This window comes from Rhodobacter sp. JA431 (genome assembly GCF_900217725.1).
GTDB lineage: Bacteria > Pseudomonadota > Alphaproteobacteria > Rhodobacterales > Rhodobacteraceae > Rhodobacter > Rhodobacter aestuarii.
On sequence record NZ_OBMP01000003.1, the window covers coordinates 249406 to 273299 of the forward strand.

Annotated in this window: 21 protein-coding genes and 1 tRNA gene; 13 read left to right on the forward strand and 9 right to left on the reverse strand. The window is 59.8% G+C overall.

Annotation, left to right across the window (positions count from 1 at the left end):
* Positions 1-136 precede the first annotated feature (136 nt).
* The 5 genes from CRO18_RS08070 to CRO18_RS08090 form a co-directional block, all read right to left on the reverse strand.
* Positions 137-1093 (reverse strand): GIY-YIG nuclease family protein, encoded by a 957-nt coding sequence (locus CRO18_RS08070; protein WP_249276015.1) that lies wholly within the window; start codon positions 1091-1093, stop codon positions 137-139.
* On the reverse strand, positions 1090-2742 hold the full coding sequence (locus CRO18_RS08075) for a restriction endonuclease subunit S (RefSeq protein ID WP_097081746.1): 1653 nt from the start codon (positions 2740-2742) through the stop codon (positions 1090-1092). The genes CRO18_RS08070 and CRO18_RS08075 overlap by 4 nt, the downstream gene beginning before the upstream one ends.
* Entirely contained in the window at positions 2739-4187 is a 1449-nt protein-coding gene (locus CRO18_RS08080; RefSeq protein WP_097081747.1) for a class I SAM-dependent DNA methyltransferase, read from the reverse strand. Before CRO18_RS08080 ends, CRO18_RS08075 begins: the two co-directional genes overlap by 4 nt.
* A 3-nt stretch (positions 4188-4190) precedes the next feature.
* Positions 4191-6644, reverse strand: a complete 2454-nt coding sequence (gene hsdR, locus CRO18_RS08085) for an EcoAI/FtnUII family type I restriction enzme subunit R (RefSeq protein WP_097081748.1) — start codon at positions 6642-6644, stop codon at positions 4191-4193.
* A 542-nt stretch (positions 6645-7186) separates the two neighbouring features.
* Positions 7187-7276 (reverse strand) — tRNA-Ser (locus CRO18_RS08090).
* A gap of 226 nt (positions 7277-7502) precedes the next feature.
* On the opposite strand from CRO18_RS08090, the gene CRO18_RS08100 reads away from it, so the two are divergent.
* The 7 genes from CRO18_RS08100 to CRO18_RS08130 are packed head-to-tail and all read left to right on the forward strand — an operon-like array spanning position 7503 to position 13905.
* The gene (locus CRO18_RS08100) at positions 7503-8411 is read left to right on the forward strand and encodes an SPOR domain-containing protein (protein ID WP_097081750.1); all 909 of its coding nucleotides are present in this window, start codon (positions 7503-7505) and stop codon (positions 8409-8411) included.
* A 14-nt stretch (positions 8412-8425) separates the two neighbouring features.
* The gene (locus CRO18_RS08105) at positions 8426-9616 is read left to right on the forward strand and encodes a D-alanyl-D-alanine carboxypeptidase family protein (protein WP_373455183.1); all 1191 of its coding nucleotides are present in this window, start codon (positions 8426-8428) and stop codon (positions 9614-9616) included.
* A 3-nt stretch (positions 9617-9619) separates the two neighbouring features.
* Positions 9620-10240, forward strand: coding sequence for a dTMP kinase (gene tmk, locus CRO18_RS08110; RefSeq protein WP_097081751.1), 621 nt, complete (start codon positions 9620-9622; stop codon positions 10238-10240).
* The gene (locus CRO18_RS08115) at positions 10237-11349 is read left to right on the forward strand and encodes a DNA polymerase III subunit delta' (RefSeq protein WP_076485666.1); all 1113 of its coding nucleotides are present in this window, start codon (positions 10237-10239) and stop codon (positions 11347-11349) included. Before tmk ends, CRO18_RS08115 begins: the two co-directional genes overlap by 4 nt.
* Before the next feature lie 15 nt (positions 11350-11364).
* Positions 11365-12162, forward strand: a complete 798-nt coding sequence (locus CRO18_RS08120) for a TatD family hydrolase (RefSeq protein WP_097081752.1) — start codon at positions 11365-11367, stop codon at positions 12160-12162.
* On the forward strand, positions 12155-12958 hold the full coding sequence (locus CRO18_RS08125) for an MBL fold metallo-hydrolase (RefSeq protein WP_097081753.1): 804 nt from the start codon (positions 12155-12157) through the stop codon (positions 12956-12958). Before CRO18_RS08120 ends, CRO18_RS08125 begins: the two co-directional genes overlap by 8 nt.
* A complete protein-coding gene (locus CRO18_RS08130) occupies positions 12955-13905 on the forward strand; it encodes an AEC family transporter (protein ID WP_097081754.1) in 951 nt (316 codons plus the stop codon). Before CRO18_RS08125 ends, CRO18_RS08130 begins: the two co-directional genes overlap by 4 nt.
* Positions 13906-14041: 136 nt before the next feature.
* Here CRO18_RS08130 and CRO18_RS08135 read toward each other — a convergent pair whose 3' ends face one another.
* Positions 14042-15331 (reverse strand): ATP-binding protein, encoded by a 1290-nt coding sequence (locus CRO18_RS08135; RefSeq protein WP_097081755.1) that lies wholly within the window; start codon positions 15329-15331, stop codon positions 14042-14044.
* Positions 15328-16059, reverse strand: a complete 732-nt coding sequence (locus tag CRO18_RS08140; RefSeq protein WP_349290220.1) for a response regulator — start codon at positions 16057-16059, stop codon at positions 15328-15330. Before CRO18_RS08140 ends, CRO18_RS08135 begins: the two co-directional genes overlap by 4 nt.
* 440 nt (positions 16060-16499) lie before the next feature.
* Between CRO18_RS08140 and CRO18_RS18790 the strand changes: the two genes are divergently transcribed.
* Together CRO18_RS18790 and CRO18_RS08145 are read left to right on the forward strand one after the other, a co-directional pair.
* Positions 16500-16661, forward strand: a complete 162-nt coding sequence (locus CRO18_RS18790; protein ID WP_170952604.1) for a hypothetical protein — start codon at positions 16500-16502, stop codon at positions 16659-16661.
* A 72-nt stretch (positions 16662-16733) separates the two neighbouring features.
* Positions 16734-17126, forward strand: a complete 393-nt coding sequence (locus tag CRO18_RS08145) for an EF-hand domain-containing protein (RefSeq protein WP_097081756.1) — start codon at positions 16734-16736, stop codon at positions 17124-17126.
* Between the two features lie 345 nt (positions 17127-17471).
* Here CRO18_RS08145 and CRO18_RS08150 read toward each other — a convergent pair whose 3' ends face one another.
* Positions 17472-18170 (reverse strand): sugar transferase, encoded by a 699-nt coding sequence (locus CRO18_RS08150; protein WP_097081757.1) that lies wholly within the window; start codon positions 18168-18170, stop codon positions 17472-17474.
* Between the two features lie 372 nt (positions 18171-18542).
* On the opposite strand from CRO18_RS08150, the gene CRO18_RS08155 reads away from it, so the two are divergent.
* Both CRO18_RS08155 and CRO18_RS08160 read left to right on the forward strand, forming a co-directional pair.
* Entirely contained in the window at positions 18543-19325 is a 783-nt protein-coding gene (locus CRO18_RS08155; RefSeq protein WP_097081758.1) for a metallophosphoesterase, read from the forward strand.
* 121 nt (positions 19326-19446) lie between these two features.
* Positions 19447-21537 carry a polysaccharide biosynthesis tyrosine autokinase gene (locus CRO18_RS08160; RefSeq protein ID WP_249276018.1) on the forward strand — a complete coding sequence of 697 codons (2091 nt, stop codon included), beginning with the start codon at positions 19447-19449 and terminating at the stop codon, positions 21535-21537.
* 177 nt (positions 21538-21714) lie between these two features.
* Here CRO18_RS08160 and CRO18_RS08165 read toward each other — a convergent pair whose 3' ends face one another.
* Positions 21715-22050, reverse strand: a complete 336-nt coding sequence (locus CRO18_RS08165; protein ID WP_076485659.1) for a hypothetical protein — start codon at positions 22048-22050, stop codon at positions 21715-21717.
* 281 nt (positions 22051-22331) lie between these two features.
* Between CRO18_RS08165 and CRO18_RS08170 the strand changes: the two genes are divergently transcribed.
* The gene (locus CRO18_RS08170; RefSeq protein ID WP_083952251.1) at positions 22332-22838 is read left to right on the forward strand and encodes a hypothetical protein; all 507 of its coding nucleotides are present in this window, start codon (positions 22332-22334) and stop codon (positions 22836-22838) included.
* Between the two features lie 316 nt (positions 22839-23154).
* Positions 23155-23832, forward strand: coding sequence for an SH3 domain-containing protein (locus CRO18_RS08175; protein WP_097081759.1), 678 nt, complete (start codon positions 23155-23157; stop codon positions 23830-23832).
* Positions 23833-23894: the final 62 nt, after the last annotated feature.

Consider the following 23894-nt stretch of genomic DNA (forward strand, 5'->3'; position numbering starts at 1 on the left):
GCTCCTGGGGCGCGACGCGAACGGCGGCTATCGCGGATTTTCTGCGGATGCGATGCCGCAAACTCAAGGTCCGGAAACCGCCCTTACCACATTCGTGCTTGGTACAGTGCTCGGTCACGGCCCCCTTTCTCGGGCGTCAAACGTTCCTTGAAAATCGTGCCATACCGGGAAGCGACCAGAAAAGAGTCTCCGCATCTTCCAAGCGGCCCCATATGAACTCGCCTCCAAGGCTTTCTAGCCGTTCGCACGAGCGGTCCTTGAACAACGCTTCGACAGCCTCAGCGCGCTGCATGTCCGGAAATGGTTGGGACGTTAGACGCATCGCCCACTTTCCCTTGGCCGCTGGCGGTATCCCGGCATTGAGTTCGTCACAGCGGCGCTTCGGGTTGTTGGTCACACCCACCTTCATGGCGATCGCCTTGTCGCCGAACGCCTTATTTCGACCGAGCAGAGCATGCCCGTCCCCCGCGAACACTGCGAGATACAGAAACGTTTCGCCATCCTCGTAGGTGGCCGTCCGCTCTCCCTTGCTGCCGGGAAAAGCGCGCGAGGGCTTGAAGGCATCGGCAAAGGGCCGCACCGGTGCATCGGGCTCGGTCAAGGGCGGCTCGCCGTACACGCTCACTTCGCGCACCTTCAGCTTTAGCGCCTGTGCGATCTCGTCGTCATCCAGATCAGCCCCGTGGACCGCCAGCGCCTGTCCGGCCTCCGGGCGGTAGGACTTAAACGCAATCTGCCCGATCATCATCTTTTCTTCGGCGCGCCATGCCCGACGGACCGGGATGGCGTGGCTCCATCGGCCCAGCCAGCCTCTTTCGCGTTTGCGCGCCATACCGAAATCCGAGGCTTTGTCCTCGTCGCGGATGGCACGCGCCTCGATCTCAAGAAAGCCCAGCACGTAGGATCGCTCGGCCTTCTTGGTTTCGGAGGTGCTGGCGCCATAGATCATGATCAGGTCGCCGTCGTTCAGCTTGCGCAGATAGGCGTCGCGGTCGGTTTTCTTGGACCAACCGACATAGCCATCTTCCTCGGGGTGGAACCCGTAGAAAGAGCGGATGCGAATGCGCTTTGCGTTGGGCAACCCGTTGCTCATGCCGCGTTTTCCTGTGACGCAGCCGGGTCTAGCGCCTCGTGGAGGAGGGCCTCGAGGAGGCGGGCGCGGGTGGTGTTGGCGGTGGTCAGGGCGGCCTCCAGCCGGTCGCACAGCGCCATGAGGGCGTCGACCTTGACCACGATGCGGTGTTGTTCGGCGAGAGGGGGGATGGGGAAAGGCAGCTTCTCTATCAGGCCCACATTCAAGGTCGGCTGCGCAAGTGTTCTCGTTGCCTCATTGAAATAGGTCTGTGCCAGATCACTACGCAGGAACAGCAGCGTAAACTCACGGGAGATTTCTTCCATGGGGGCGATGCGGGCGACTGCACGCGCAATGTTGGCGCCGGCCCATTTCTTGGGAGCAATGCCGAGTTTGCCTATGCTTCCAACGACACAAAGAAGGATTTCACCGCCCTCAAGTCTTGTTCGAGCGTATTTACACTCAATGTCATGCGCGATGACTTTGCCGGGTTTGTCAGGGTGCCCGGACAGCATCAGATCTTGGGCGCGTACGAAAGGGATGCCTTCGTCCACGTCCGGTCCCGGAACCAGAACGCCATACGAGATCGTTGCGCGCGGATCGATTATGTTTGCAAAGGCTTCCGCGCTCCATTTCTTCGGTAAGCCCATGTTGTCGATGCCATCCAATGGGGCGACCGTTTTCTTCTTTCGGACGCCTGCCTCTTGCCTAAGAACCTCCGCCCGGTGTCTCATCCGCTCCAGCAGCTTTTGGCCTGGTTCATCCGCCGGGTCCTGTTCCACCAGTTTCCCCCGCACGGCGAGGTTGAGGATGGTTTGACGGAGGGTTTTGATTTGGTCGGGGCGCGTGGTGAGGGCGGGGAGCGCCTCAAGGGCGAAGGCGGCGTGGGTGGGGAAGTCCTCTGCCGTGGTCTCGGGGGCGGTCAGGCGGGCGAGGCTGGCAGCTGTGAGTTTGTCGCGCACCTCCTCCCGCGTCTTGCGGGCCTCCTCCAGCCGATCACAGAGCGCCATAAGCTCATCGACCTTGGCGACGATCCGGTGTTGTTCGGCGAGCGGGGGGAGCGGGAAATTGACCGCAGCCAAGTCGCCTTTGTTAAAGCCAGCCTGTGCGGAACGCGATGCGCCCTCTAAATATGTCTGGAAAAGGTCCGACTTTAGCAGAAGGAAACAAAATTCAGAGGTAAGCGCGTCTTCTGGCCATATGAATTTTGCCAAGGCAACATTGTAAGCCCCCGTCTGTGCCCAAAAAATCTTCCCGACCGAAGCGCCATAGCGCCCGATGAGAATTTCGCCTTCCTTGCAGAAACGCTTTGTCGAGTTTTCTGGGATGTATACTGGGACCGGGTTTGAGCCCAAATCGCGTATTTGAAAGAGCCGAACGTAACCATCTTTCGGCTCACTTGAGAACTGACTCTTGGGAGGTTGATTGCCACCTTGGATGTCGCAATGGTACCCAAAGTTGAGAGAGCGCCAATTTTCTGGAAGCCATTCCCACTCTGGGTTGATCTCGTATTTTTCGAGGGGCCTTTCCTCAGGAATGCCTGTGCCGACTTTTCCCCGCACGGCCAAATTCAAAACGAATGTCCGCAGCCGGGCGATGGCATCCGGTGCTTCGCTGATCTGCTCGTAGAGGTCCAGCAACCGCTCCGCGTTCATCGTGCCGCCGCTCATCGGGACAGCGCCTCGGTCAGGATGGCTTTCAACTCGGCCTGCAGGGCCTCAACCGAAGCCTCCGTCCGTTGCAGGTCGGCCAGCAATTCCTCTGGCGCGCCGTGGTCCACGTCTTCGACATGCGGGTTCTTGATGTCGAGGTTGAAGCCGCGTTCGCGGACATCATTGATCGACACTTTCCACGCGCGCTCACTTTCCTGCCGCCCCTCGCGGTTTGGCCCGCCCCACCATGCGGCGCAGTCGTCCAGATGCTCCAGCCGGATCGGCTTGGTCATGGAATAGGCCTTCTGCGTCTGGGGCACGCGGTGTTCCCAATACCAGATGTCTTGCGTGGGCGTGCCCTTTTCAAAGAACAGCAGGTTGGTGCCGATGGAGGCATAGGGTTTGAAGACCGAGTTCGGCAGCCGCACGATGGTGTGCAGGTTGCATTCTTCCAGCAGGTGTTCCTTGAGCCGGGTCTTGATGCCTTCGCCAAAAAGCGAGCCATCGGGCAAAACCACGGCGGCGCGGCCCGTGTTCTTGAGCAGGCGGATGATGAGGGCGAGGAAGAGGTCGGCGGTTTCGCGGGTGCGGAAGGTGGGGAAGTTGTTCTCGATCCCGTCCTCTTCCTTGCCGCCGAAGGGCGGGTTGGACAGGACGATATCGACCTTGTCTGCCTGCCCCCAGCTGACCAGCGGGCGGGCGAGCGTGTTGTCACGGCGGACCCAAGACGGCTCCTCCACCCCGTGCAGCAGCATGTTGGTGACGCAGAGCATGTGGGGCAGGGGTTTCTTTTCGACCGCGCGCAGGGAGGCCTGCATCAGCATCTCATCCTCGGGGCGCTTGATGTGTTTGTCGCGCATGTGGCGCATGGCGCAGGTGAGGAAGCCGCCGGTGCCGCAGGCCGGGTCCATGAGGATTTCGCCGGGCTTCGGGTCCATCTGCTGCACCATGAAGGCGGTGACGGCGCGGGGCGTGTAATATTCGCCCGCGTTGCCCGCGTTTTGAAGGTCGTTCAGCAGCTGTTCGTAAATGTCGCCGAAGTGCTGGCGTTCGGTGAGGTTGTTGAAGTCGACCTCGTTGATCTTGTTGATCACCTGCCGCATGAGCTGGCCGGATTTCATATAGTTGTAGGCATCCTCAAAGACGTCGCGCACGACCTTGGCGCGCGGGCCCTTTTGCGGCGATAGAGTTTTGAGCCCCGGAAAAAGGTCGTCATTGACGAAGGCAAGCAGCGTGTCGCCGGTGATGCCTTCGGGATCGGCCGCCCAAGCGCGCCATTGCAGGGGCTCGGGGATGGGCGAGGTATAGTCGTCTTGCGTGATTTCCAGCGCCTCGTCTTGGTCATCCATGATCTTGAGGAAGAACATCCAGACGAGCTGGGACATGCGCTGAGCATCACCGTCGACGCCGGTGTCTTTGCGCATGATGTCCTGGATGGATTTGACGAGATTGCGGACGGACATGGATCAAGCACTTTCTTCGTAAAGCGCCGCCTGCATTTCATGCACGGCGCGGATGTAGTCGGGTTTCTTGCCGAAAGCGCGGATCAGTTCAACCTCGGTGCCCATGCTGGAGAATGGATTTATTTTCAGGATCTTGGGGTCGTCGATGCTGATGACGCCATCGCGGGAGTATTTCTCAAGCAAGGCTTCGAGCACGGCGCGGGCCTGGGGGCCGTATTTCGTGAACACGTCCCGTTTCTTGACATTGTCGGCGCGTTCCTTGCGGGTCAGCGGCTTTGCGTCAAAAGCGATGTGGCAGATCAGGTCAAAGGGATCGAGGTCGAGTCCAAGTTCGCCAGCGATCATGCTCAGGGGTAAGCCCTGCTCTGCCAGTTCCTCGATGAGCGCATTCTTGCGCTCGGCCTGCTTCCAACGGCGCAAGAAGTCATCAAGGCTTGCGAAGCGCTGGCGCATGGCTTTGCGCGTATAGTCGCGCAAGGATTCTGTCACCAGCTTGCCATTCTCATCGAGGTATTCGACGCGCTCAGCGACGATGTCGGCCCCAACGCCATCGATATAGACCTTGGGGCGCGGGCCGGTGTTGGTATCGTTCGTGAGGGTTTCGTTGCGCGGATCGATCAGAACGGTCTCGTTCGCACCGATGTCATCCGGGATCGACGCGTCATCAATGTTGGGTTGAGTTTCATCGGGCGGGGTCACGGGATCATCCGGTCCGGGCTGATAGATCTGGACTGGTTCACCGTCGAAGTCGGGGTCGGCGAAGTGGCTCGAGGCCCCACGGAAATCCATCAAGGTGAAAAACAGTTTCCGGGTGTCCTCATGCACCCGCGTGCCACGCCCGACAATTTGCTTGAACTCGGTCATGGACCCGACCTCGCGATCAAGAACGATCAGGCGGCAGGTCTGGGCGTCGACACCGGTGGACAATAGTTTGGATGTAGTGACGATCACAGGGTAGGCAGCCTCTGGATCGATGAAGTTCCCGAGTTGGTCGACCCCCTCCTTGTCATTTCCGGTGATGCGCATGACATAACGGGCGTTCTTCGCGACCAGGTCCGCATTCTCGTTGATCAAGGCTTGCCGCATACGCGCGGCGTGTTCCTGATCGACACAGAACACGATGGTCTTGGCCATCGGATCGCCACTGTCGCGGAGGAATTCGGTCACCTTCTTGGCGACGAGCTTGGTGCGATCGTCCAGAACCAGCGTGCGGTCAAAGTCCTTGGCGTTATAAATCCGATCCTCGACCTCTTCTCCGTCGCGATCCAGCTGCCCTTTCTCGGGGCGATATCCTTGCACGTCTCGGTCGATGTGGACCTTGATAACCTTGTAGGGGGCCAAGAAGCCGTCGCGGATGCCTTGTTTTAGCGTGTAACTGTAGACCGGCGGTCCAAAGTAATCGATGTTCGAGGCGTATTCAGTCTCCTTGGGCGTCGCCGTCAGGCCGATCTGAACCGCCGAGGAGAAATGATCGAGGATCTCGCGCCAAGCTGAATCCGCTGAAGCGCTGCCCCGATGACACTCGTCGATGACGATCAAATCGAAGAAATCCTTGGAAAACTCCCGGTATACCTTCTGGCTCTCATTCGGCCCCGTGATCGCTTGATAGAGCCCCAGATAGATCTCGTAGGAGGAATCGATCCGGCGTTTGTTGTCGAGGGCTAGCGTGACGCTTTCCTTGGTGCCATCGGGCCGTTCAATGGTCTTCGACTGGGTCGACAACTTTGCCATCTTGCCGCTGAACGGACGAAAATCGTTGACCATGGTCTGGTCAATCAGCACGTTCCGGTCCGCCAAAAACAACACGCGTTTGCCTGCGAAAGCTTGACGATAACGCCATATAATTTGGAAGGCCGTGTAGGTTTTGCCTGTGCCGGTTGCCATGACCAGCAAGATGCGATCTTGCCCCTTGGCGATCGCCTCCATCGTTTTGTTGATGGCATTGACCTGATAATAGCGCGGTTCTTTTCCAGACCCGTCATCATGGTAGTCCTGAAGCGCGATCTGTTCCGCGGCGTCGGATAAGCTCTTCCAAGCCTTGTAGCGTTGCCAAAGCTCCTGTGGATTCGGGAACTTGTCTAGGCCGAGGTGCTGTTCGACATCAGGTGATGCGCCTGTTCTGTCGTGGAAGATAAATCCGTCGCCGTTGGACGAGAACACGAAAGGAATATCCAAGGTTTCGGCGTAGCCGAGTGCTTGCTGCATGCCCGCCCCGACGGCCTGTTTGTTATCCTTGGCTTCAATGATCGCAATCGGGATATTTGGCTTTGCAGAGAGAATGTAGTCGGCGCGCTTGCCCTCGCCGCGGCTTACCATCTTGCCACGGACGATGATGCGTCCCTTGGTGAAGCTGACTTCCTCGCGGATCTGGCTGGTTATATCCCACCCGGCTGCGACAAGTGCGGGCGTGATGAATTTGGTGCAGATATCGCGTTCGCTCAAACTCCGCTTATCCATATCGCCCTACCGTAATGCTCAACCAAATAGATAACGCCTGACGCTACTGTTCTAACCGTCCAGAGAACAAGTAATAAGGTAATCTGCTCAGATCTGAGCCGGGTTTACCATCGAGAAGTGAGCAATCTCAGATACCGGATCTTCCGTCTATTGTGGGGCAAGGGAGGGTTTCACGTCATCTTCTTTGCGGGCTGCGACGGCTGAGCTTGCCTCTAAGCGCAAGCTAGCTTGAACTTGGGCTCGGCGATACCGCACGCGGGTAATTCCTGGTTGTATTGCGCGACAGCCGGTCCGTCGTGAAACCGTCACGGACGGGCAAGTTGTCCCGAAGTGCCCAACGTCGCATGACGCTCAAAGCATCCATGTCGATCACGCCAAGGTCTCCCGACAAATCGCGTCGGGGGAAGCGGTCCACATGGAGCAACTCTCGGCGACCTTCAACGATGTCGCGTGCCATAGCAGCCAAGCGCAAAATTAAAGGCGGGCGCGTTGGCGGGTATGATCGCAAGATTACGATTTTACCCTTTAATTTCAAGGGTGAGTGGCGGAAGCGGTGGGATTCGAACCCACGGTGGAGTCTCCCCCACGCTGGTTTTCAAGACCAGAGCCTTAAACCACTCGGCCACACTTCCGTGACGCATGCCCTAACCGCTCTCACGCGATTCTGAAAGCACCTGCGTGCCGAAAACCGCCTGAACGTTCTGGCTGCGCTTTTCTTGGCGCAGCGAAGCCGCTACAGTTTCGCCAAAGCGCCCGAACCCGGTCCGAACCTGGTGCGCGGCGGCAAAACGGCGCAGGCAACAGGCGCAAGCTGTGCGGGGCAATGCCGCCTCACAGGCGCAAGAAGGGGCAAAGGGCATGTCGAAATCGATCCATTGGATCTGGACGCTGGCTGCGGTGGCGGCGCTCAGCGGCTGCACCGAAGGCAGTCAACCTTTTGGCTTCCTGAAGGGCGCGCCCAAAGAAGATGGTGCGCCCGAGGCGGCCAGCGCCCCCGCCACCTCTGCGCGCATTGTTGAGCGCGATGTCGAGACGCCCGAGGTATTTAGCGCCAATGAAGACGGGCTTTGGGATGGGCGGCCGTCGCTGGGCGGTGTTTGGGTCGCGCATCCGGGGGTTAAAGACCCTGAGCGCGTGATCATCCGCAACCCGGCAAACGGCAAATTCGTGATTGGCGCCCTGTTCCGGCGCGAGCGGGAAAACCCCGGGCCGCGGTTGCAGGTGTCTTCTGATGCGGCGGCGGCGCTCGACGTGCTTGCCGGTGCGCCAACGAAGCTTTCGGTCGTTGCGCTTCGCCGCGAAGAAGCTCCCGAACCGGCTCCCATGGCGGCGCAAGAAACGGAAACCGGCACCATGCCCGCAGCGGAAACGATTGCCGCTGCCCCGCTGGAGCCGCCGGGCAAAACGGGTGCCCGCCCTGCGCCGAAACCCGTGGCAGACGTAACCGCCACCGCTGGGGCGGCGATTGCCGCCGCCGAGGCCGCGCCCGCGAAACCCGTGCCGCCCAAACCGGCGGCCCCCAAACCCGCCCCCTCGGGCAAGATGTTCTTGCAAATCGGCATCTTCTCGACCGAGGCAAATGCCAAACGGGCCACCGCCCAGCTCGCCCAAGCTGGCGTCACCGCCACGATCCGCACCGAGAAAACCCAAGGCAAGACCTTCTGGAGCGTGGTCGCAGGCCCCGCGGCCTCGGTGGCGGAACGCGACGCTATGCTCAAAAAGATCAAAGGCGTTGGCTATACTGACGCCTATGCCGTTTCGAAATGAGGTTCCCATTCCCCATGACAAACCGTGCCATGCTTTTTGCCCGCCCTTTTGCGATCTTCTGTGCGGCGGCTCTTTCGTTTTGCCTCGCCCTGCCCGCCAGCGCCTTTGACACGCGCGCCCGCGCAGCATGGGTGTATGATCTGACGACCCAGACCGTGCTCTTGGAAAAAGAGGCTGATGTCGCACTGCCGCCCGCCTCGATGTCGAAACTGATGACGCTGAACCTTCTGTTTGAGGCCTTGCGCGAGGGGCGCGTGTCAATGGACACGACCTTTGCCGTGTCGACCCGCGCCAAGCAGATGGGCGGTTCGACGATGTTCCTCAATGAAATGGACCGCCCCACCGTGCGCGATCTGATGCAGGGCATTGTCATTAACTCGGGCAATGATGCCTGTGTGGTGGTGGCCGAAGGGCTTGCGGGCACCGAAGATGCCTTTGCCCAACGCATGACCGAACGCGCCCACCAGCTTGGTATGGCGCATTCGACCTTTGCCAATGCCTCGGGCTGGCCGCACCCCAATCAGCGCATGTCGATGCATGATCTGGGGATTTTGGCAGTGCGCCTGATCACACAATTCCCCGAATATTACCCGCTCTTCTCGGAGACCGAGTTCAACTACAAAAACCGCGCCCCGGCGAATGCGCATAACCGCAACCCGCTTTTGAAAATTTCTGCCGCCGATTGGCACGCCGATGGGCTGAAAACCGGCCATACCGAAGAGGCGGGCTATGGGCTTGTTGGTTCTGCGGTGATGGGCGATCGGCGTATTGTCTTTGTGATTTCGGGGCTGGGTTCTGAGGCCGATCGTGCGCGCGAGGCGGAAGCCGTTGCGAACTGGGCGTTTCGCCAATTTGTTCTGAAAACCGTGGCGGAAAAGGGCACGCGGCTGGCCGAGGCCCCGGTGTGGCTTGGCGAAAGCAAAACCGTGGGGCTGGTGCCGGCCGAGGATGTCTCGCTTCTGTTGCCTGCAGGCGCAGCCGCCGGTGTGACCGCCGAGGCCGTCTTTGATGCGCCGCTGACCGCACCGGTCGCAGCGGGGGCGCAGATCGGGCGGTTGGAGATCACCGTGCCGGGGTTTGACGCGCCGCGTTCGGTGCCGCTTGTCGCCGAGGCTGAAGTGCCCGCAGGCGGCTTCGTGACCCGGTTCACCTCGTCTGCGCTGCGCCTTTTTGAACGCGCAATGGCGATGACGGCCAGCAGCTAAGCGATGTTCATTACCTTTGAGGGCATCGACGGTTCGGGCAAATCCACCCAAGTGCGGCTGTTGGCCGAGGCGCTTGAGGCAGCGGGCCATGATGTGATCCGCACCCGCGAACCCGGCGGCAGCCCCGGCGCGGAAGAAATTCGCGCCCTTGTTTTGCAAGGCGACCCGGAGCGGTGGTCGCCCGAGACCGAGATTTTGCTTTTCACGGCCGCGCGGCGCGACCATTTGGAGCGCACCATCATCCCGGCTTTGGCGGCGGGCAAGGTGGTGCTCTGTGATCGCTTTGCCGATAGCACGCGGATGTATCAGGGGTTGTCACGCGGCGATCTGCGCGCGCAGGTGGATGATCTGCACCGGCTGATGATCGGGCGCGAACCGGATATGACCTTTCTGATCGACATTGACCCTGCCGTGGGGCTTGCCCGTGCCAAGGGGCGGCAGGGCCATGAAGAACGGTTTGAAGATATGGGCGTGGCGATGCAGGCGCGGATGCGCGCGGGGTTCTTGGAACTCGCCCGCGAATTTGCGCCCCGGTTTCGGGTGATTGATGGCGCCCGCGCGCCCGAGGCTGTGGCCGTCGATGTACTTGCGCAAACCCAAGCCGCACTTGCGGGGCGGGCATGAGCGAGGCGGAGTTTCCAGACCCAACGCAGGTGGAAGGTGCGCCCCATCCGCGCCAAACCGCGCATCTGTATGGTCAAGAGCATGCTGAACAGGCGTTCTTGGATGCGTTTAACTCGGGCCGTCTGCATCATGCTTGGATGCTGACCGGTCCGCGCGGTGTCGGTAAGGCGACATTTGCTTGGCGGATTGCGCGGTTTTTGCTGACACAGCCTTTGGAGCAAGGTGGCGGGCTCTTTGGTGCGCCAGAGCCACCCCGCACCCTAGAGACGGACCCAGAGCACCCGGTCTGCCGTCGCCTTTTGGCGGAAGCCGAGCCGCGCGTCTTTCACCTCAAACGCGGGCTCAATGACAAGAAAACCGCGATCTCGGATGACATTCGGGTGGAAGAGGTGCGCAAGCTGACCTCGTTCCTGCATCTCTCTGCGGCCGACGGTGGGCGGCGCGTGGTGGTGGTGGATTGCGCCGATGAATTGGCCACAGCGGGCGCGAACGCGCTTTTGAAACTGCTGGAAGAACCGCCGCCCTTGGTGACCTTTCTTTTGGTCACGCACCAACCCGCGCGGCTTTTGCCGACGATCCGCTCGCGCTGCCGCGAATTGCGGCTCACGACCTTGGCGCCCGATGACCTTGCCCTTGCGCTTGCGGCGGCAGAGGCCGATGCGGAGGGCGAAACGCTGGCCCTCTCTGCCCTTGCCGGTGGCTCGGTGGGCGAGGCGATCCGGCTTTTGAACCTTGAGGGGCTGGAAAGTTACGCCACGCTCGTGGGGCTTTTCGCGACCTTGCCCCGGCTTGACCGGATCAAGGCTTGGGCCCTTGCAGAAAGTGCTGCGGGCAAGGCCAATGCGGCGCGGTTTGATTTGATGCTGCGGCTGATGGATTTGTTCCTCTCACGCCTTGCGCGCGCGGGGCTCACTGGCCCGCCAGAGCCGGAGGCCGCAAAGGGCGAGGCACAACTGATGGCGCGGCTTTCCCCCGATGGCGCGGCGGCGATGAAATGGGCCGGGCTGCATCAAGAGTTGGGCGCGCGCGCACGTCACGGCAAGGCCGTCAACCTTGACCCGGCGGCCTTGGTCATGGATATGGTTCTGGCAATCAATACCGCCGCCTAAACGGCAGGAGACAGCGTGACCAAGCCTCTTCCCCAGATCGTCGACAGCCATTGCCACCTTGATTTCCCGGATTTCGCCGAGGAACTGCCCGAGGTTGTGGCCCGCGCGAAAGCGGCAGGCGTGACCCGCATGGTCACGATCTGCACAAAGCTGCGCAATGTCGATCAGGTGAAAGCGATTTCCGAGGCGCATGATGGCGTTTACTGGGCTGCTGGCACGCATCCGATGAGCGCCGCCGAGGAACCGATGGCCACGGTCGCGGAACTGGTGGCGCTTGCGAGCCACCCCAAATTCGTGGGCATTGGTGAAACGGGGCTAGATTATCACTACACCGCCGAGAGTGCCGAGGTGCAAAAGGTCTCGCTCCGCCTGCACATTGAAGCCGCGCAAGAAACCGGGCTGCCGCTGATCATCCATTCGCGTGCCGCCGATGAAGACATGGCCGAGATCCTGACCGAGGGGATGAAACGCAAGCCCTTTGGCTGCGTGATGCATTGCTTCTCGTCTGGGCCGGAGCTCGCACGCCAAACGCTCGAACTGGGCTGCTATCTTTCCATGTCGGGCGTCGCCACCTTCCCCAAAAGCGGCGAGATCCGAGAGATTTTCGCGCAAGCGCCGCTGGATCGGATTTTGGTGGAAACCGATAGCCCCTATCTCGCCCCGCCGCCGCATCGCGGACGCCGCAACGAGCCCGCCTATACGGTGCATACCGCGCAAGTGGGGGCCGATGTCTTTGGGCTGAGCCTTGAAGAGTTTGCCGCCGCCACGACGGCCAATTTTGATCGGTTGTTTGCGAAGGCGTGCCATGGCTGACCGGTTGCGCTTCACCATTCTGGGCTGTGGCTCCTCGGGGGGCGTGCCGCGGATTGGGGGGCATTGGGGCGATTGCGACCCACAAAACCCGAAAAACCGCCGCTCGCGCTGTTCGATGCTGGTGGAACGGGTCAGTGCAGCGGGCACAACGCGGGTGTTGATCGACACTTCGCCCGATCTGCGCGAACAGCTTTTGCGCGCCGAAGTGGCGGTGCTGGATGCCGTGGCCTTCACCCACCCGCATGCCGATCACATGCATGGGCTCGATGACATCCGCCAGATCACCTTCAACATGCATGCCCGCCTGCCGGTGTGGGCCGATGCGCCCACGCGTGAAGCGCTGCTGAGCCGGTTTGACTATGCCTTCGTGCAACCCAAGGGTAGCAATTACCCGCCGATTTGCGATCTGCACGAGATCGACGGCCCCTTCACCATCACCGGCGCGGGCGGGCCGATCTGCTTTACACCCTTCACGGTGGAGCATGGCAACATTCCTGCGCTTGGCTTCCGCATTGGGGGCTTGGCCTATCTGCCCGATGTCTCGGCCATTCCCGAAGCGGCTTGGGCGCATTTGCAGGGGCTTGAGTGTTGGGTGCTCGATGCTTTGCGCTACAAACCCCACCCGAGCCACGCGCATTTGGCGCAAGCGCTCGCGTGGATCGCGCAGGCGCAGGCCAAAACCGCCGTGCTGACCAATATGCATATCGACCTGGATCACGCGCGGGTGGAGGCGGAAACGCCCGACAATATTCGCGGCGCTTATGACGGTATGGTGCTGGACCTGCCCGCCCCATGAGCGCGCTGATCGACGTTATCCTGCCCGTCTTTTTGGTCATCGGCTTTGGCTATATCGTTGCGTGGAAGGGGCTTTTCTCTGAAACGGCGGTTGAAGGCCTGATGCGCTTTGCGCAGAACTTCGCCGTGCCCGTGCTGCTGGCCCGCTCCATCGCGCGGCTCGATCTTGGGGCGAGCTATGACCTTGGGCTGATGGTCAGCTTTTATGCGGGCGCGCTGATTTCCTTTGCCATCGGCGCTACGCTTGCACGCGGGGTGCTGCGCCGCACCGGGCCCGATGCGGTGGCGATTGGCTTTGCCTGCCTGTTCTCCAACTCGCTCCTTTTGGGCGTGCCGATCACCGAACGCGCCTATGGGCACGACGCGCTTGCGGGCAACTTCGCCATCATCTCGGTGCATTCGCCGTTCCTTTACACGATCGGCATCGTGGCGATGGAATGGGTGCGCAGCAAAGGCACGGGCGCGGGGCTCAGCCGCGTGGGGCTCAATGCACTCATCGGCGTTTTGCGCACCCCCTTGGTGATTGGCATTTTGACGGGTTTTGCCATTCAAGCGGGGCAACATCTGACCGGGATGGCGCTGCCTGCCCCGGTTTGGTCAGCCATGGATATGATCGCGGGCGCGGCCCTGCCTGCGGCGCTCTTTGGCCTTGGCGGCGTGCTGGTGCGCTACCGACCAGAGGGCGATGGCCGCGCGATTGCGATGGTGACGGGGCTGTCGCTGCTGCTGCACCCGGCCATTGCCTATGGGCTGGGCCATTTCGTCTTTGACCTTGGCACGCCCGCGCTGCGCTCGGCCACGCTCACGGCGGCGATGGCGCCGGGGGTGAACGCCTATCTCTTTGCCAATATGTATGGCGCGGCCAATCGCGTGGCGGCCTCCTCGGTACTGGTCGCCACCGCGCTCTCGATCCTGAGCGTCTGGGTCTGGCTCGCCATTTTGCCGTAGCCTTTTCTCCGAAGGGTGTGAGCTTTGAGGGCTATGCTGCGTGCGAGCCGCTGTGGCGGTTTTGGGCCGTGGTGACTTTGGCAAAAGGCGGCCGCTATCTCGTGCTCGCTTGGGCGACGGTTCAGCTTTCATGACCTTATGGCAACGTGATCCAAACCGCCAGCCCACCTTCGGCGCGATTGGTGATCTTGAGAGCCCAGCCATTGGCGCGCGCAAGTTCCCGCACGATTGCCAGCCCTAACCCAGAGCCGCCCGTTTTCGGGCTGCGCGATGGTTCAAGCCGCTCAAACGGTTCGCACATCAGGGAAATGCGATTTTCGGGAATCCCGGGGCCTTGGTCCAGCACGCCAAATCTTAGCGTGTCGCCAGTCTGCTCAGCCCTGAGCACAATTTCACCGCCCGTGGCATGTCGCTGCGCGTTTTCAATAAGGTTCGTCAAGGCGCGCCGCAGCGCTTGCGGGGCAAAGAGACCCTGCGTGGGGGCTTCAATTTCTACCCTTAACTCGGGTGCCTCCGCCACGAAGCTGGCAAGAAATGACGCGATTTCGACTTGTTCTGTTGGCGCCGGATCCAAACCGCGCGCCAGATCAAGGCTTTGCCCGATGAGTGCATCCATGCGCGCGATATCTCGCTCTAACCCATCAATGCGGCCCGCATTCTCCTTTGAACGCGCAAGTTCAAGTCCAAGCCGCATCCGCGCCAACGGGGTGCGCAGATCGTGCGAAATGCCCGCCAAAAGGAGGGTCCGCGCTGCCACCAAATCACGGACCTGCCGCGTCATCGCATTGAAATGGCGCCCCAAAGAGGCAATTTCGCGCGGGCCCGTTTCGGGCACGGGGGGCGCGGTTGCATCGCGCCCAAAGGCATCCATGGCCGCTTCAATTTGCCGGATCGGGCGCGAAAGCCGCCCGGCGAGCCAAGCAGAAAGCACCAAAGCCAGCACCAGACCAATCGTCAAGCCTCCACCAATCGCTACGAGCGGTTGCCCGTTATACCGGCGATGCGGCAAGCCAATGGCCACCTCTTCGGCCCCGGCAGGCAGGTTCACCCAAAACCATGCCTCCCCCTCGACGGTTTCGGCATGGAGATGCACCGTATGCCCAAGGCGCCGTGTCAACGCAGCTTCCAGCAGATAGGCGAAAGGCCGATGCAATTCATCCACCGGCGTGTAATCGACGCGCGGCGCCAAAATCAGCCCGTGCCCGGTGCGCAATTCCTTGATCAACGCGGGGCGCGTTTCGGGCGGCAGTTCGGCCCATGTCTGTGCCGATAGCACCATCAATCCGGCCAAATCATCGGCCGAACGGCGCGACATTGGCAGCGCCATAAACAGCGTGAAGAGGATTGCCAGAACAAATGCATAGGCCACAAAAACGCTCGCCAAACGCGCCATATGCCAGCGGATGAGGCTTGGGGCGTTGCTCATGGTGCGCTTGGTCCGCCAGAGCCCGGTTCTGGATCAAAAAGATACCCCGCGCCACGCAGGGTGCGGATGAAGCGCGGATGGGTCGGATCTTCCTCGATCTTACGCCGCAACCGCGTCACCCGATTGTCGATGCTGCGATCAAAAGGATCGCGCGCGCCGCCGCGGATCAATTCGATCAACTGATCCCGGCTTAGCCCCCGACGGGGATGCGCCAAGAAAGCTTCCAGCAGATCATATTCGGCGGTGGTCAGCGTGATTTCTTCGCCGTCGCGCCACAAAACCCGTGCGCCGCAATCAAGCCGAAACGGACCAAAAGTAAATTGCACGGCACTTTCGGGCGCGGCCGGGGCGCGTCTACGCATCAAGGCCCGCAACCGCGCCAACAACTCACGCGGATTGAAGGGCTTGGCCATATAGTCATCCGCCCCGACTTCAAGGCCAATGATCCGGTCCATCTCATCGCCGCGCGCAGAGAGCATCAGCACCGGAAGGTCCGTTTGCGCCCGCAACCGCCGCAAAAGGCTCAACCCGTCTTCGCCCGGTAGCATCAGGTCTAACACCAAAGCCGCGGGCGGTTCTGGCAATGCCCCAAGCGCGCGCCAAAGTGCTGCGCCATCGGCGGCAGGGGTGGGTGCCAGCCCGTTTTCATGCAGATAGTCGCACAAAAGCGCGCGCAGTTCTGGATCGTCATCCACCACCAACACGGCGGGTTTTCGGGTCATGCTCATGCGCATCTCCGACCCGCCTCACACACCCTTTTGCGACAAACTGCGACACAGCTGGGATCAGGCGGTTACACATATAATCTAACCTGAATACGTCGAAAGGACCATCGCTATGAATGCCGCATGCCGCCTTGGCGCCCTTTTCCTCGCGCTGTGTCTCGGGGCGGGGGGAGCGCAAGCCGGACCGGGACAGGTGCCTGCAACCGAGCCGAAACCACGGCCACATTGGCTGTGGCTACTACTCACGGCGCCGCCAGCCGACCCATCCGTTCCCTACGGGACCGGATACGGGTCACGCTATGGCGCGGGCAAGGGGGCACAGTCGGGAGGAGCCGGTTCCGGCACCGGGGTTGGCGGTGCGGGCGGACATGGCAATGGGAGTGGCCGGGGCAACTAACCCCGGCCCTCCGATCGGCCATTGGTGAACAGGAAAGGAAACGACCATGAAACATTTTGCTATGGCTTTGGCCGCCCTTGCTGCCCTTGCCTTTGTTGCGGGGCCAGTGAGCGCTGGGGATCAAACCCGGGCCCGTGACAAAAGCCAGATCGACAGCCCGACCAAAGATCAAAAGCGCGATAAAACCGGCGATTGCATCAGCGGGTAAGCAACGGGTCGGCGCGAAGGGTCCGGGCACAAATGGGTGCCCGGACCATCAAGAACAAAGGAGTTCCTGAAGATGCGTAAGCTGATCTTGGCGACCATCGTTTGTGTGGCGGCATCCGGTATGGCGTTGGCGGGAAATGGAAATGGTCCCGGCAATGGGCAAGGGAACGGCCAGGGCAATCGCGCTGGCGCTGGGGCTGGTATGGGCGCAGGCACCGGGCTCAAGGCACAACGGCTCACCCGCACGCAGGCCGACATTTCAGCCGTTTTTGCCACGATGGATGCCAATAGCGACGGGCTCGTCACGGCCCAAGAATATATGGCTGTGCGCAATGGAGCGGGTGCGGGCTGGAACGCCGCGCGTGTGGCCACGATGCAAGAGGCCAAAGAAGCGCGGTTTGACGCGCTCGATACGGATAACTCCGGTAGCCTGACAGCCGCAGAATTCGCGGTGCATTTCCGCTGAGCATACGTTTTTTCGAGAGGGCCCCGACTCCCGGAAAAATGTAGAGGCGTCGGTGTTCGGCACCGGCGCCTCGTTGTAATGTGGTGGATAGGCTGGGGGGGCAGGCGGAATATACTTGCCGCGCTAGGTGATGTTTCAATCAGGGCTTGTTGCAAACCATCAAGACATAGCCCTTACAGGCTTTGCCGAAGCCCGATCACTCAGGGCAAACGCACAAGCATCACCCGCAAACGCTCAACAATGGTGAATGCGCTCGTTCAATATGGCCAGATTTGTTCGGATTAGAGCTTAGGAAGCACAGTCGCCGGCATATGGCACGAAGGCCTTTCAACCTCTGCAAGGATATCATGCCCCGGTGCGAAGTAGCACGGCACTACCGGTCCGCACGATCAGCGACATGTCACCAAGGAGTGAAGCACTTTTTCCGTAAGCTTCGTCAAACCGAACACGGTTTTCAAAAGTTGTATCGTTGCGCCCGAAGACCTGCCAAGCACCCGTCACGCCGGGGCGGAAATCATAGTAGGCTTTCCCGCCAACCGCATCATATGCGGATTTCTGCGACGGTAGAAACGGGCGCGGACCAACCAGGCTCATGTCGCCTTTGAGCACGTTGAAAATCTGCGGCAACTCATCGAGGCTTGTCTTACGTATGATCGCCCCAATGCGTGTAATCCGCGGGTCATGCGAAAGCTTGTTATAAGTGTACCATTCGTGCGCCACCTTCGGATCTGTTTCGCACATCTTTTCGAGAACGGCCTCGGCGTCGACCACCATGCTACGGAACTTGTAGCACTTAAAAATCTTCCCGTTCTTCCCGACGCGATCCTGAGTGAATACGGCCGCACCACCATCTGCACGGACGAGTAACCAGATCACCGCGATGACCGGAAGGATGGCAGGCATAAGGAGTACCGCTAGAAAAATGTCTAGCAAACGCTTGCCAAATCGGCGGTAAATGCGCGCCCCCAAGCGAGGTGAGGTTTCGCGCAAATTCCAATTGGTTGAGACAGGTTGCCCCACAAAGTCTACTTCATTAAACGCCATCTCAGCCCCCAGCTTCCGGCAAACAAGTAAATGAAAGGCATTCTGCCTTAACGGCCAGACTGCCTAAACGCGCCCTACAATGGGTGCGATCAGAGACAGTGTAGCGACTGCCGTTAACAACTTGGTAACGCCTATCACCCAATGCGTGAGACTCGCAAGCTTAAGATAGCCACCTGAATGTGCGTATGCGTAATTTGTCGGCAGATATTATCGTTAATGGACATGGTTTGCGCGTTCTTCGCGTCAGCGCACCGAAGTCTTCGGCGCCGTTTCGAGATGAGACGATGATGAACCGGGATCTGCCTCAGCCGAATCGGTCTTGCGTCCGCTATGCAGAGTATGCTTGGAGAGCATCGTGTGAGGCGGTTGAGAATGAAGAGTTTATTGGCGCAGGTGCTGTCCCGGTCGAGGCGTCGTCAGGTGACGACGGTCAAGTCGCGTTCTCCGGAGGTGATTTCGTTCTGCCCACCGGCACCGGAGCGCCCTCTTGCAGTGATTGGCGACGTGCATGGCATGAGCACTCTTTTTGAGCGCATGCTTGAAAATTTGGCGCGTGAAGCGCCTGAGGCTTCGGTTCTTTGTGTCGGCGACTTGGTGGATCGGGGCGAGAACAGCGCCGAGGTCTTGCGGCGCGCTTGGGCCTGCAGTGAGATGCTGACCGTATTATTGGGCAATCACGAGGAGATGCTTCTCAGTTTTCTCGATGCGCCGACGCGTGAAGGGCCGCGATGGCTGCGCAATGGCGGCTTACAAACCCTTGCGAGCTTCGGGGTTGGGGGCGTGAGCGAATCGTCATCGGCGGCGCGTCTCGTAGCGGCGGCAGATGAACTGCGTGAAAAGATGGGCGATGAGCTTGAGCGCTGGTTGCGAGGTTTGCCCCGGATGGTTCAAAGCGGGAACATCGTCGTTACACATGCAGGCGCAGACCCATGGCGTCCGATTTCGCAGCAAAGCGATCATGTTTTGACATGGGGGCATCGAGATTTCGGGCAAAGGCCCCGGACAGATGGTCTTTGGATTGTACACGGTCACACGATTGTTCCAGAACCCGTTTGTGACCGAGGGCAAATTTCGGTAGATACTGGAGCCTATGCGGGGAATGGGCTTACGGCTGCGCTGATCTCGGTCGAGGGGGTGCGGTTTTTAAGGGTGTGAGTGTGGTGCGGGATTGGTTGAAGAGTGGCATCGTAGTTTCATGTTTTGATGCGATGACGTCTTCGGGCCGTTTCGGATCGAATAACCGGATTGGTTTCGTGTATTGGAATGAATGGATGGAATGCGGATGCAGATGAGTACTCCGGTGCAAAAAAGTAATCTGAACGAACAAGATGATGTCATCGACCTCGGGCAGATTCTGATGTCGCTACGGGCGGGTTGGAAGAGTATCGCTATTTCTTTCCTCGTCGCTGTAAGCCTCGGGTTCATCTACGTTCTTTTTGTTGCAACGCCGATCTATACGGCGAAGTCTGTGGTGGTGCTTGATACGCGTAAGCCGCAGGTGATCGACCTCGAAGGGATGATCGGCGGGCTCACCGGCGATTCAAGTGAATTGAATACCGAGGTTGAGGTTCTGCGCTCGCGTGGTCTTGCGAAAAAAGCGGTCGCTGAGCTGGAGTTGATCAACGATCCCGAATTCAATGGCGCTTTGGTGCCGCCTTCCATCATTGGCCGCATCCGCGGTGTTCTATCCGCAGGGGAGCAGACGGAACCGAGCGCCGACGAAATCGAAGCAAATGTGGTCAGCGCGCTCCTTGAGCATGTTTCTGTGCGAAACGTTCCTTCGAGCTATGTCTTTGAAATCTCAGTGCAGTCCGAAAGTGCTGAGAAGGCTGCGCGCATCGCGGACAAAATTGCCGAACTCTACACCCTTAGCCAGATCGAGACGAAGTTCGCCTCGATGGAGCAGGCAACGGCTTGGCTCGCGAACCGCGTCGGGGAACTGAAGACCGAGTTGGAAGTCGCCGAAGAGAAGGTCAAAACCTTCAATGCGCAAACGACGCTGATTTCTTCCGAGGCTCTCGCGGCGATGGAAATTCAGCTCAAAGATTTGCGCGAGCGTGTGGAGCAATCGGGGGCGCAGGTCACATCTGCGCAGGCGCGGGTTGACGCGCTGAAGGCCGCACAGACGCCGCAAGAAAAGCGGCTTGCGGCAAGCGACACGCTACTCGATCAGATTGCGGAAGAGGATTCCGCCGCGTTTAACAGCCGTTATAGTCAAGTTCTGGCCCGTGCCGAATTGGATTTGGCGCGCGCTTCTGATCAGAAGACGGCGCTCGAACGGTCTCTTGAAAATATGACGGCGCAGATCGCGCGGCAGGGCGATGATATGATCACCTTGCAGCAATTGACCCGCGAAGCCGAAGCAAGCCGGACGCTCTATGAGTATTTTCTGTCCCGCCTGAAAGAGACCTCCGCGCAGCAGGGCATTCAGCAAGCTGACAGTCGTTTGCTGTCTGCGGCCGTGGTGCCAACTTCGCCGACCGCGCCACGCAAGAGCCTCGTCTTGGCGATGTGTGGTATTCTTGGTTTGATGGCGGGTATCGGGATCGTGTTGCTGCGTGAAGCAATGCACAATGGCTATCGAACGGCTCGCCAGCTGGAAGAAGAAGCGGGCGTTGTCGTGATGGGGCAAATCCCCTTGATCCCGGCGAAAAACCGTCCGGATATCCTGCGCTACTTGCTCGATAAGCCCACCTCAGCGGTGATGGAATCGATCCGGAACCTGCGGACTTCGGTGCTGCTGTCGAATGTCGACAAGCCGCCGCAAGTGATTTTGATGACATCTTCTATTCCTGAAGAGGGTAAAACCACCAACGCGCTGGCGCTGGCGCTCAATTTCGTGGGGGTTGGGAAATCGGTGCTCTTGGTCGAGGGGGATATCCGGCGCAATGTTCTTGCCGAGTACTTCCCGGGCGAAAGTAAGCCCAAAGGGCTGGTATCGCTTCTCTCCGGTCAGGCCTCGCTTGAGGATGTGATTACGCGCGACGAAGAATTGGGCTTCTCTCGTATCATGGGGGAAAGCTCAAACATCAACGCGGCGGACTTGTTTATGTCGGAGGCTTTCCAAAACTTCGTCGCGCAGATGCGGGAGCTTTTTGACTACGTCATCATCGACGCGCCGCCGGTTCTGGTGGTTCCCGACGCCCGGATCATTGCGCAATCTACCGATGCGGTGCTCTTCACGGTCCGTTGGAACCAAACGAGCCGGGGGCAGGTGCAAGAGGCCGTTCAAATGTTTGAAACGGTGAACCGGCGGATTAGCGGGCTCGTTCTGAGCCAGATCGATAATGAAGAAATGAAGCGCTATGGATACGCTGGAAAACACGGCAGTTATGGTGTTTACGGCGCGAAATATTACACCGAATAAGGTGACTTGGCGCGCCATCAACGCATCGTAACGTCGCTTTAAAGCCGGTCTCTTCGAGAGGCCGGCTTTAAATATATGGCCCGTGTCAGATGCTAAAGAAAAAGGCGATGGGCATATGTGCCACCGCCTTCAAATCTGCTTCGGTTTTCGCAGGAAATTTCTCCCGCAACGGTGATCTTAGTTTCCGGTGCCTGAGGTCGCACCCGTCGCACCGGTGGCGTTTGCCCCGCCGCCACCGCCGCCACCGCCTGCAAGCGCCGCTGCCGCGCTTACGCCAGCACCAGCAATGAGCGGTACGAGGCCCACCACGTTGGTTGCCTCGCCCACCGCCACTTTGCCATTCGGCAGAAGCATGACACCGCAGGTGCCATCATCTTTTTTCTCGGTGTTGGGGTCGTCGCACTCGCATTGGTTGTCTTTTAGCGACTGGCCCTTAGGGCATTGGGGAATCTCAGCATAAGCCGATGCGCTGGCCAAGGTGAAGGCAAGCGAAAGAAGGAAAAGAGAACGCATTATGACCGCCTCGCACTTAGTCAGGAAAACGATGGCTAAAACTACCATGCCTGCCGCGCCCTGCACAGCGCTTTCTGCGGGGCAGCGTGATGTTCTGCGGCACGAAAGTTCTGAGTGATGCATGACTGAGCAAAGTCTTGAAAAACTGTCGCTATGTCCCGCAAAGGCGCAGGGGCAGACGTAAACCTTTCTTAAGTCCCGGCTGATCTACTGATCCCGATGGTGCTGGTGGAGCGCCGTCGCGTCGCGCGGATGCGTGACCGACTATGGGGTGAAAACATATGAAAATCTTCTTCGCACGCCTTCGGGCGCGGCGGCTGAGGCCGCTTGTCTTTGCGTCTGCCGTGATCACGGGGCTTGTGGGTGCGCCCGTTTTGACGGTGTCTGAAGCGGCTGCACAGGCTATTCCGGCGGCCTATGGTCGACAAGCCATCGTTGTTCGCGGCGATTTGGGCGGGGATGTCGGGGCGCGTGCCAATAAGATCCAAGCGATGGCGGCGGCCGGGCAGACCGTTGCAATCAAAGGGGCCTGCTACTCTTCTTGCACCATGTATCTGGGGCTGCCGGGCAGTTGTGTGACCCGTAACAGCAGCTTCGGCTTTCATCGGCCCAGCTTTTATGGAGCCGCGCTGCCGCCGAAGAAATTTGAGTTCTGGTCGCAGCTGATCGCGGCACATTACCCGCCAGCGCTGAAAAGCTGGTATTTGCGCGAGGGGCGTTACAGCGTCAACTTGAAGATGATCTCCGGGGCGCAGCTTATCCGTTTGGGCGTGCCTGAATGCAGCTAAGGCCTTTCGGGGCGCGGAGATGAAAGGCGGAAGGGCTGGCGGGAGGGCTCATCAGTTTTCCTCTGCCGCTGCCCAATCTACGCGAGGCTCGAGAGACTTTCAGAACGCGCCGCCAGCTTTGGGGGCGCGTCTTACTTTGTAAGTAGTGCAGGCAGAGCACTAGTCTTCTTGTCATGCTGCCCTTGCGTTGCTTTCCTTTCAGGCGTCTTATCGCGCTGAAATATTGGTGTTTTTGTCCTTCGTCCGGTTCCCTTGTTCTTCTCCTTGGCGACGGCGGTCCGTCTTACGGCCGTGGCGCCCGATTGAAAGAGACCCCATGCTTGCTGTCCCCAAACCGCTTGGCTTTGCGCTTGCCGCTTGTTTGGCTGTCACACTTTCCACGCCTGCCTTCTCGCAAGCGGTTGGTGATTATGGCTCTGCCGTTCCCGAAAAAGATGCGCTCGACATTCGTTCTGGCCCCGGGCGTGAGGCAACGGTCGTCGGCGCTATTGCGCGCGGCGATGTCGTTCAGCTGTTGGAGCTTCGCAAGGATTGGGCTTGGGTGCAAAGCAGTGCCGGTGCGAGCGGCTGGGTATATTTGCCGCTGATCGCTTTCGATTTCGATGACATTCTGGTCGAGGAGGGCAGTTGCGAAGTTGTGGTGGCCTGGCGGCATACGCTGGAGGGCGCCAAGCAAGTGATCGAAAGCATCACCGACACCCAATTCACTTCGGTTTTCCGCACCGAAGAAGACAAATATGACATCTCCGTCACCAACCTGCCGGTTGAGGATGCTGAGACGGTCATGGCGCAATGGAAGGCAGAGGATCGTATTCCCCCAACCGCGTTTTGCACCACCGGAATGCAGGATATTCGCACCGCGGATTTCGTCGAAGACATGGATTGGCGCAGCGCGCCTTTGCCCGAGGGCATAGAGTTGGGCGATCCGGCCGATTGGCAGGGCAGGGTGCTGGTGGAGGCTTATGAGGAGGTAGACACATTGGGCGAACCCTGAGGGGCGTCCCGGGGCCATCACCGCGAATTCTTGAGCCCTTTTACGAAAAAGCCGGTCGCGCA

Excerpts from the sequence above, each read along its gene's own strand:
- CRO18_RS08070 (WP_249276015.1), bottom strand. The coding sequence starts at position 1,093 with ATGAGCAACGGGTTGCCCAACGCAAAGCGCATTCGCATCCGCTCTTTC.
- CRO18_RS08075 (WP_097081746.1), bottom strand. The coding sequence starts at position 2,742 with ATGAGCGGCGGCACGATGAACGCGGAGCGGTTGCTGGACCTCTACGAG.
- CRO18_RS08080 (WP_097081747.1), bottom strand. The coding sequence starts at position 4,187 with ATGTCCGTCCGCAATCTCGTCAAATCCATCCAGGACATCATGCGCAAA.
- hsdR (WP_097081748.1), bottom strand. The coding sequence starts at position 6,644 with ATGGATAAGCGGAGTTTGAGCGAACGCGATATCTGCACCAAATTCATC.
- CRO18_RS08100 (WP_097081750.1), top strand. The coding sequence starts at position 7,503 with ATGTCGAAATCGATCCATTGGATCTGGACGCTGGCTGCGGTGGCGGCG.
- CRO18_RS08105 (WP_373455183.1), top strand. The coding sequence starts at position 8,426 with ATGACAAACCGTGCCATGCTTTTTGCCCGCCCTTTTGCGATCTTCTGT.
- tmk (WP_097081751.1), top strand. The coding sequence starts at position 9,620 with ATGTTCATTACCTTTGAGGGCATCGACGGTTCGGGCAAATCCACCCAA.
- CRO18_RS08115 (WP_076485666.1), top strand. The coding sequence starts at position 10,237 with ATGAGCGAGGCGGAGTTTCCAGACCCAACGCAGGTGGAAGGTGCGCCC.
- CRO18_RS08125 (WP_097081753.1), top strand. The coding sequence starts at position 12,155 with ATGGCTGACCGGTTGCGCTTCACCATTCTGGGCTGTGGCTCCTCGGGG.
- CRO18_RS08130 (WP_097081754.1), top strand. The coding sequence starts at position 12,955 with ATGAGCGCGCTGATCGACGTTATCCTGCCCGTCTTTTTGGTCATCGGC.
- CRO18_RS08135 (WP_097081755.1), bottom strand. The coding sequence starts at position 15,331 with ATGAGCAACGCCCCAAGCCTCATCCGCTGGCATATGGCGCGTTTGGCG.
- CRO18_RS08140 (WP_349290220.1), bottom strand. The coding sequence starts at position 16,059 with ATGAGCATGACCCGAAAACCCGCCGTGTTGGTGGTGGATGACGATCCA.
- CRO18_RS18790 (WP_170952604.1), top strand. The coding sequence starts at position 16,500 with ATGAAACATTTTGCTATGGCTTTGGCCGCCCTTGCTGCCCTTGCCTTT.
- CRO18_RS08145 (WP_097081756.1), top strand. The coding sequence starts at position 16,734 with ATGCGTAAGCTGATCTTGGCGACCATCGTTTGTGTGGCGGCATCCGGT.
- CRO18_RS08150 (WP_097081757.1), bottom strand. The coding sequence starts at position 18,170 with ATGGCGTTTAATGAAGTAGACTTTGTGGGGCAACCTGTCTCAACCAAT.
- CRO18_RS08155 (WP_097081758.1), top strand. The coding sequence starts at position 18,543 with ATGAAGAGTTTATTGGCGCAGGTGCTGTCCCGGTCGAGGCGTCGTCAG.
- CRO18_RS08160 (WP_249276018.1), top strand. The coding sequence starts at position 19,447 with ATGCGGATGCAGATGAGTACTCCGGTGCAAAAAAGTAATCTGAACGAA.
- CRO18_RS08165 (WP_076485659.1), bottom strand. The coding sequence starts at position 22,050 with ATGCGTTCTCTTTTCCTTCTTTCGCTTGCCTTCACCTTGGCCAGCGCA.
- CRO18_RS08170 (WP_083952251.1), top strand. The coding sequence starts at position 22,332 with ATGAAAATCTTCTTCGCACGCCTTCGGGCGCGGCGGCTGAGGCCGCTT.
- CRO18_RS08175 (WP_097081759.1), top strand. The coding sequence starts at position 23,155 with ATGCTTGCTGTCCCCAAACCGCTTGGCTTTGCGCTTGCCGCTTGTTTG.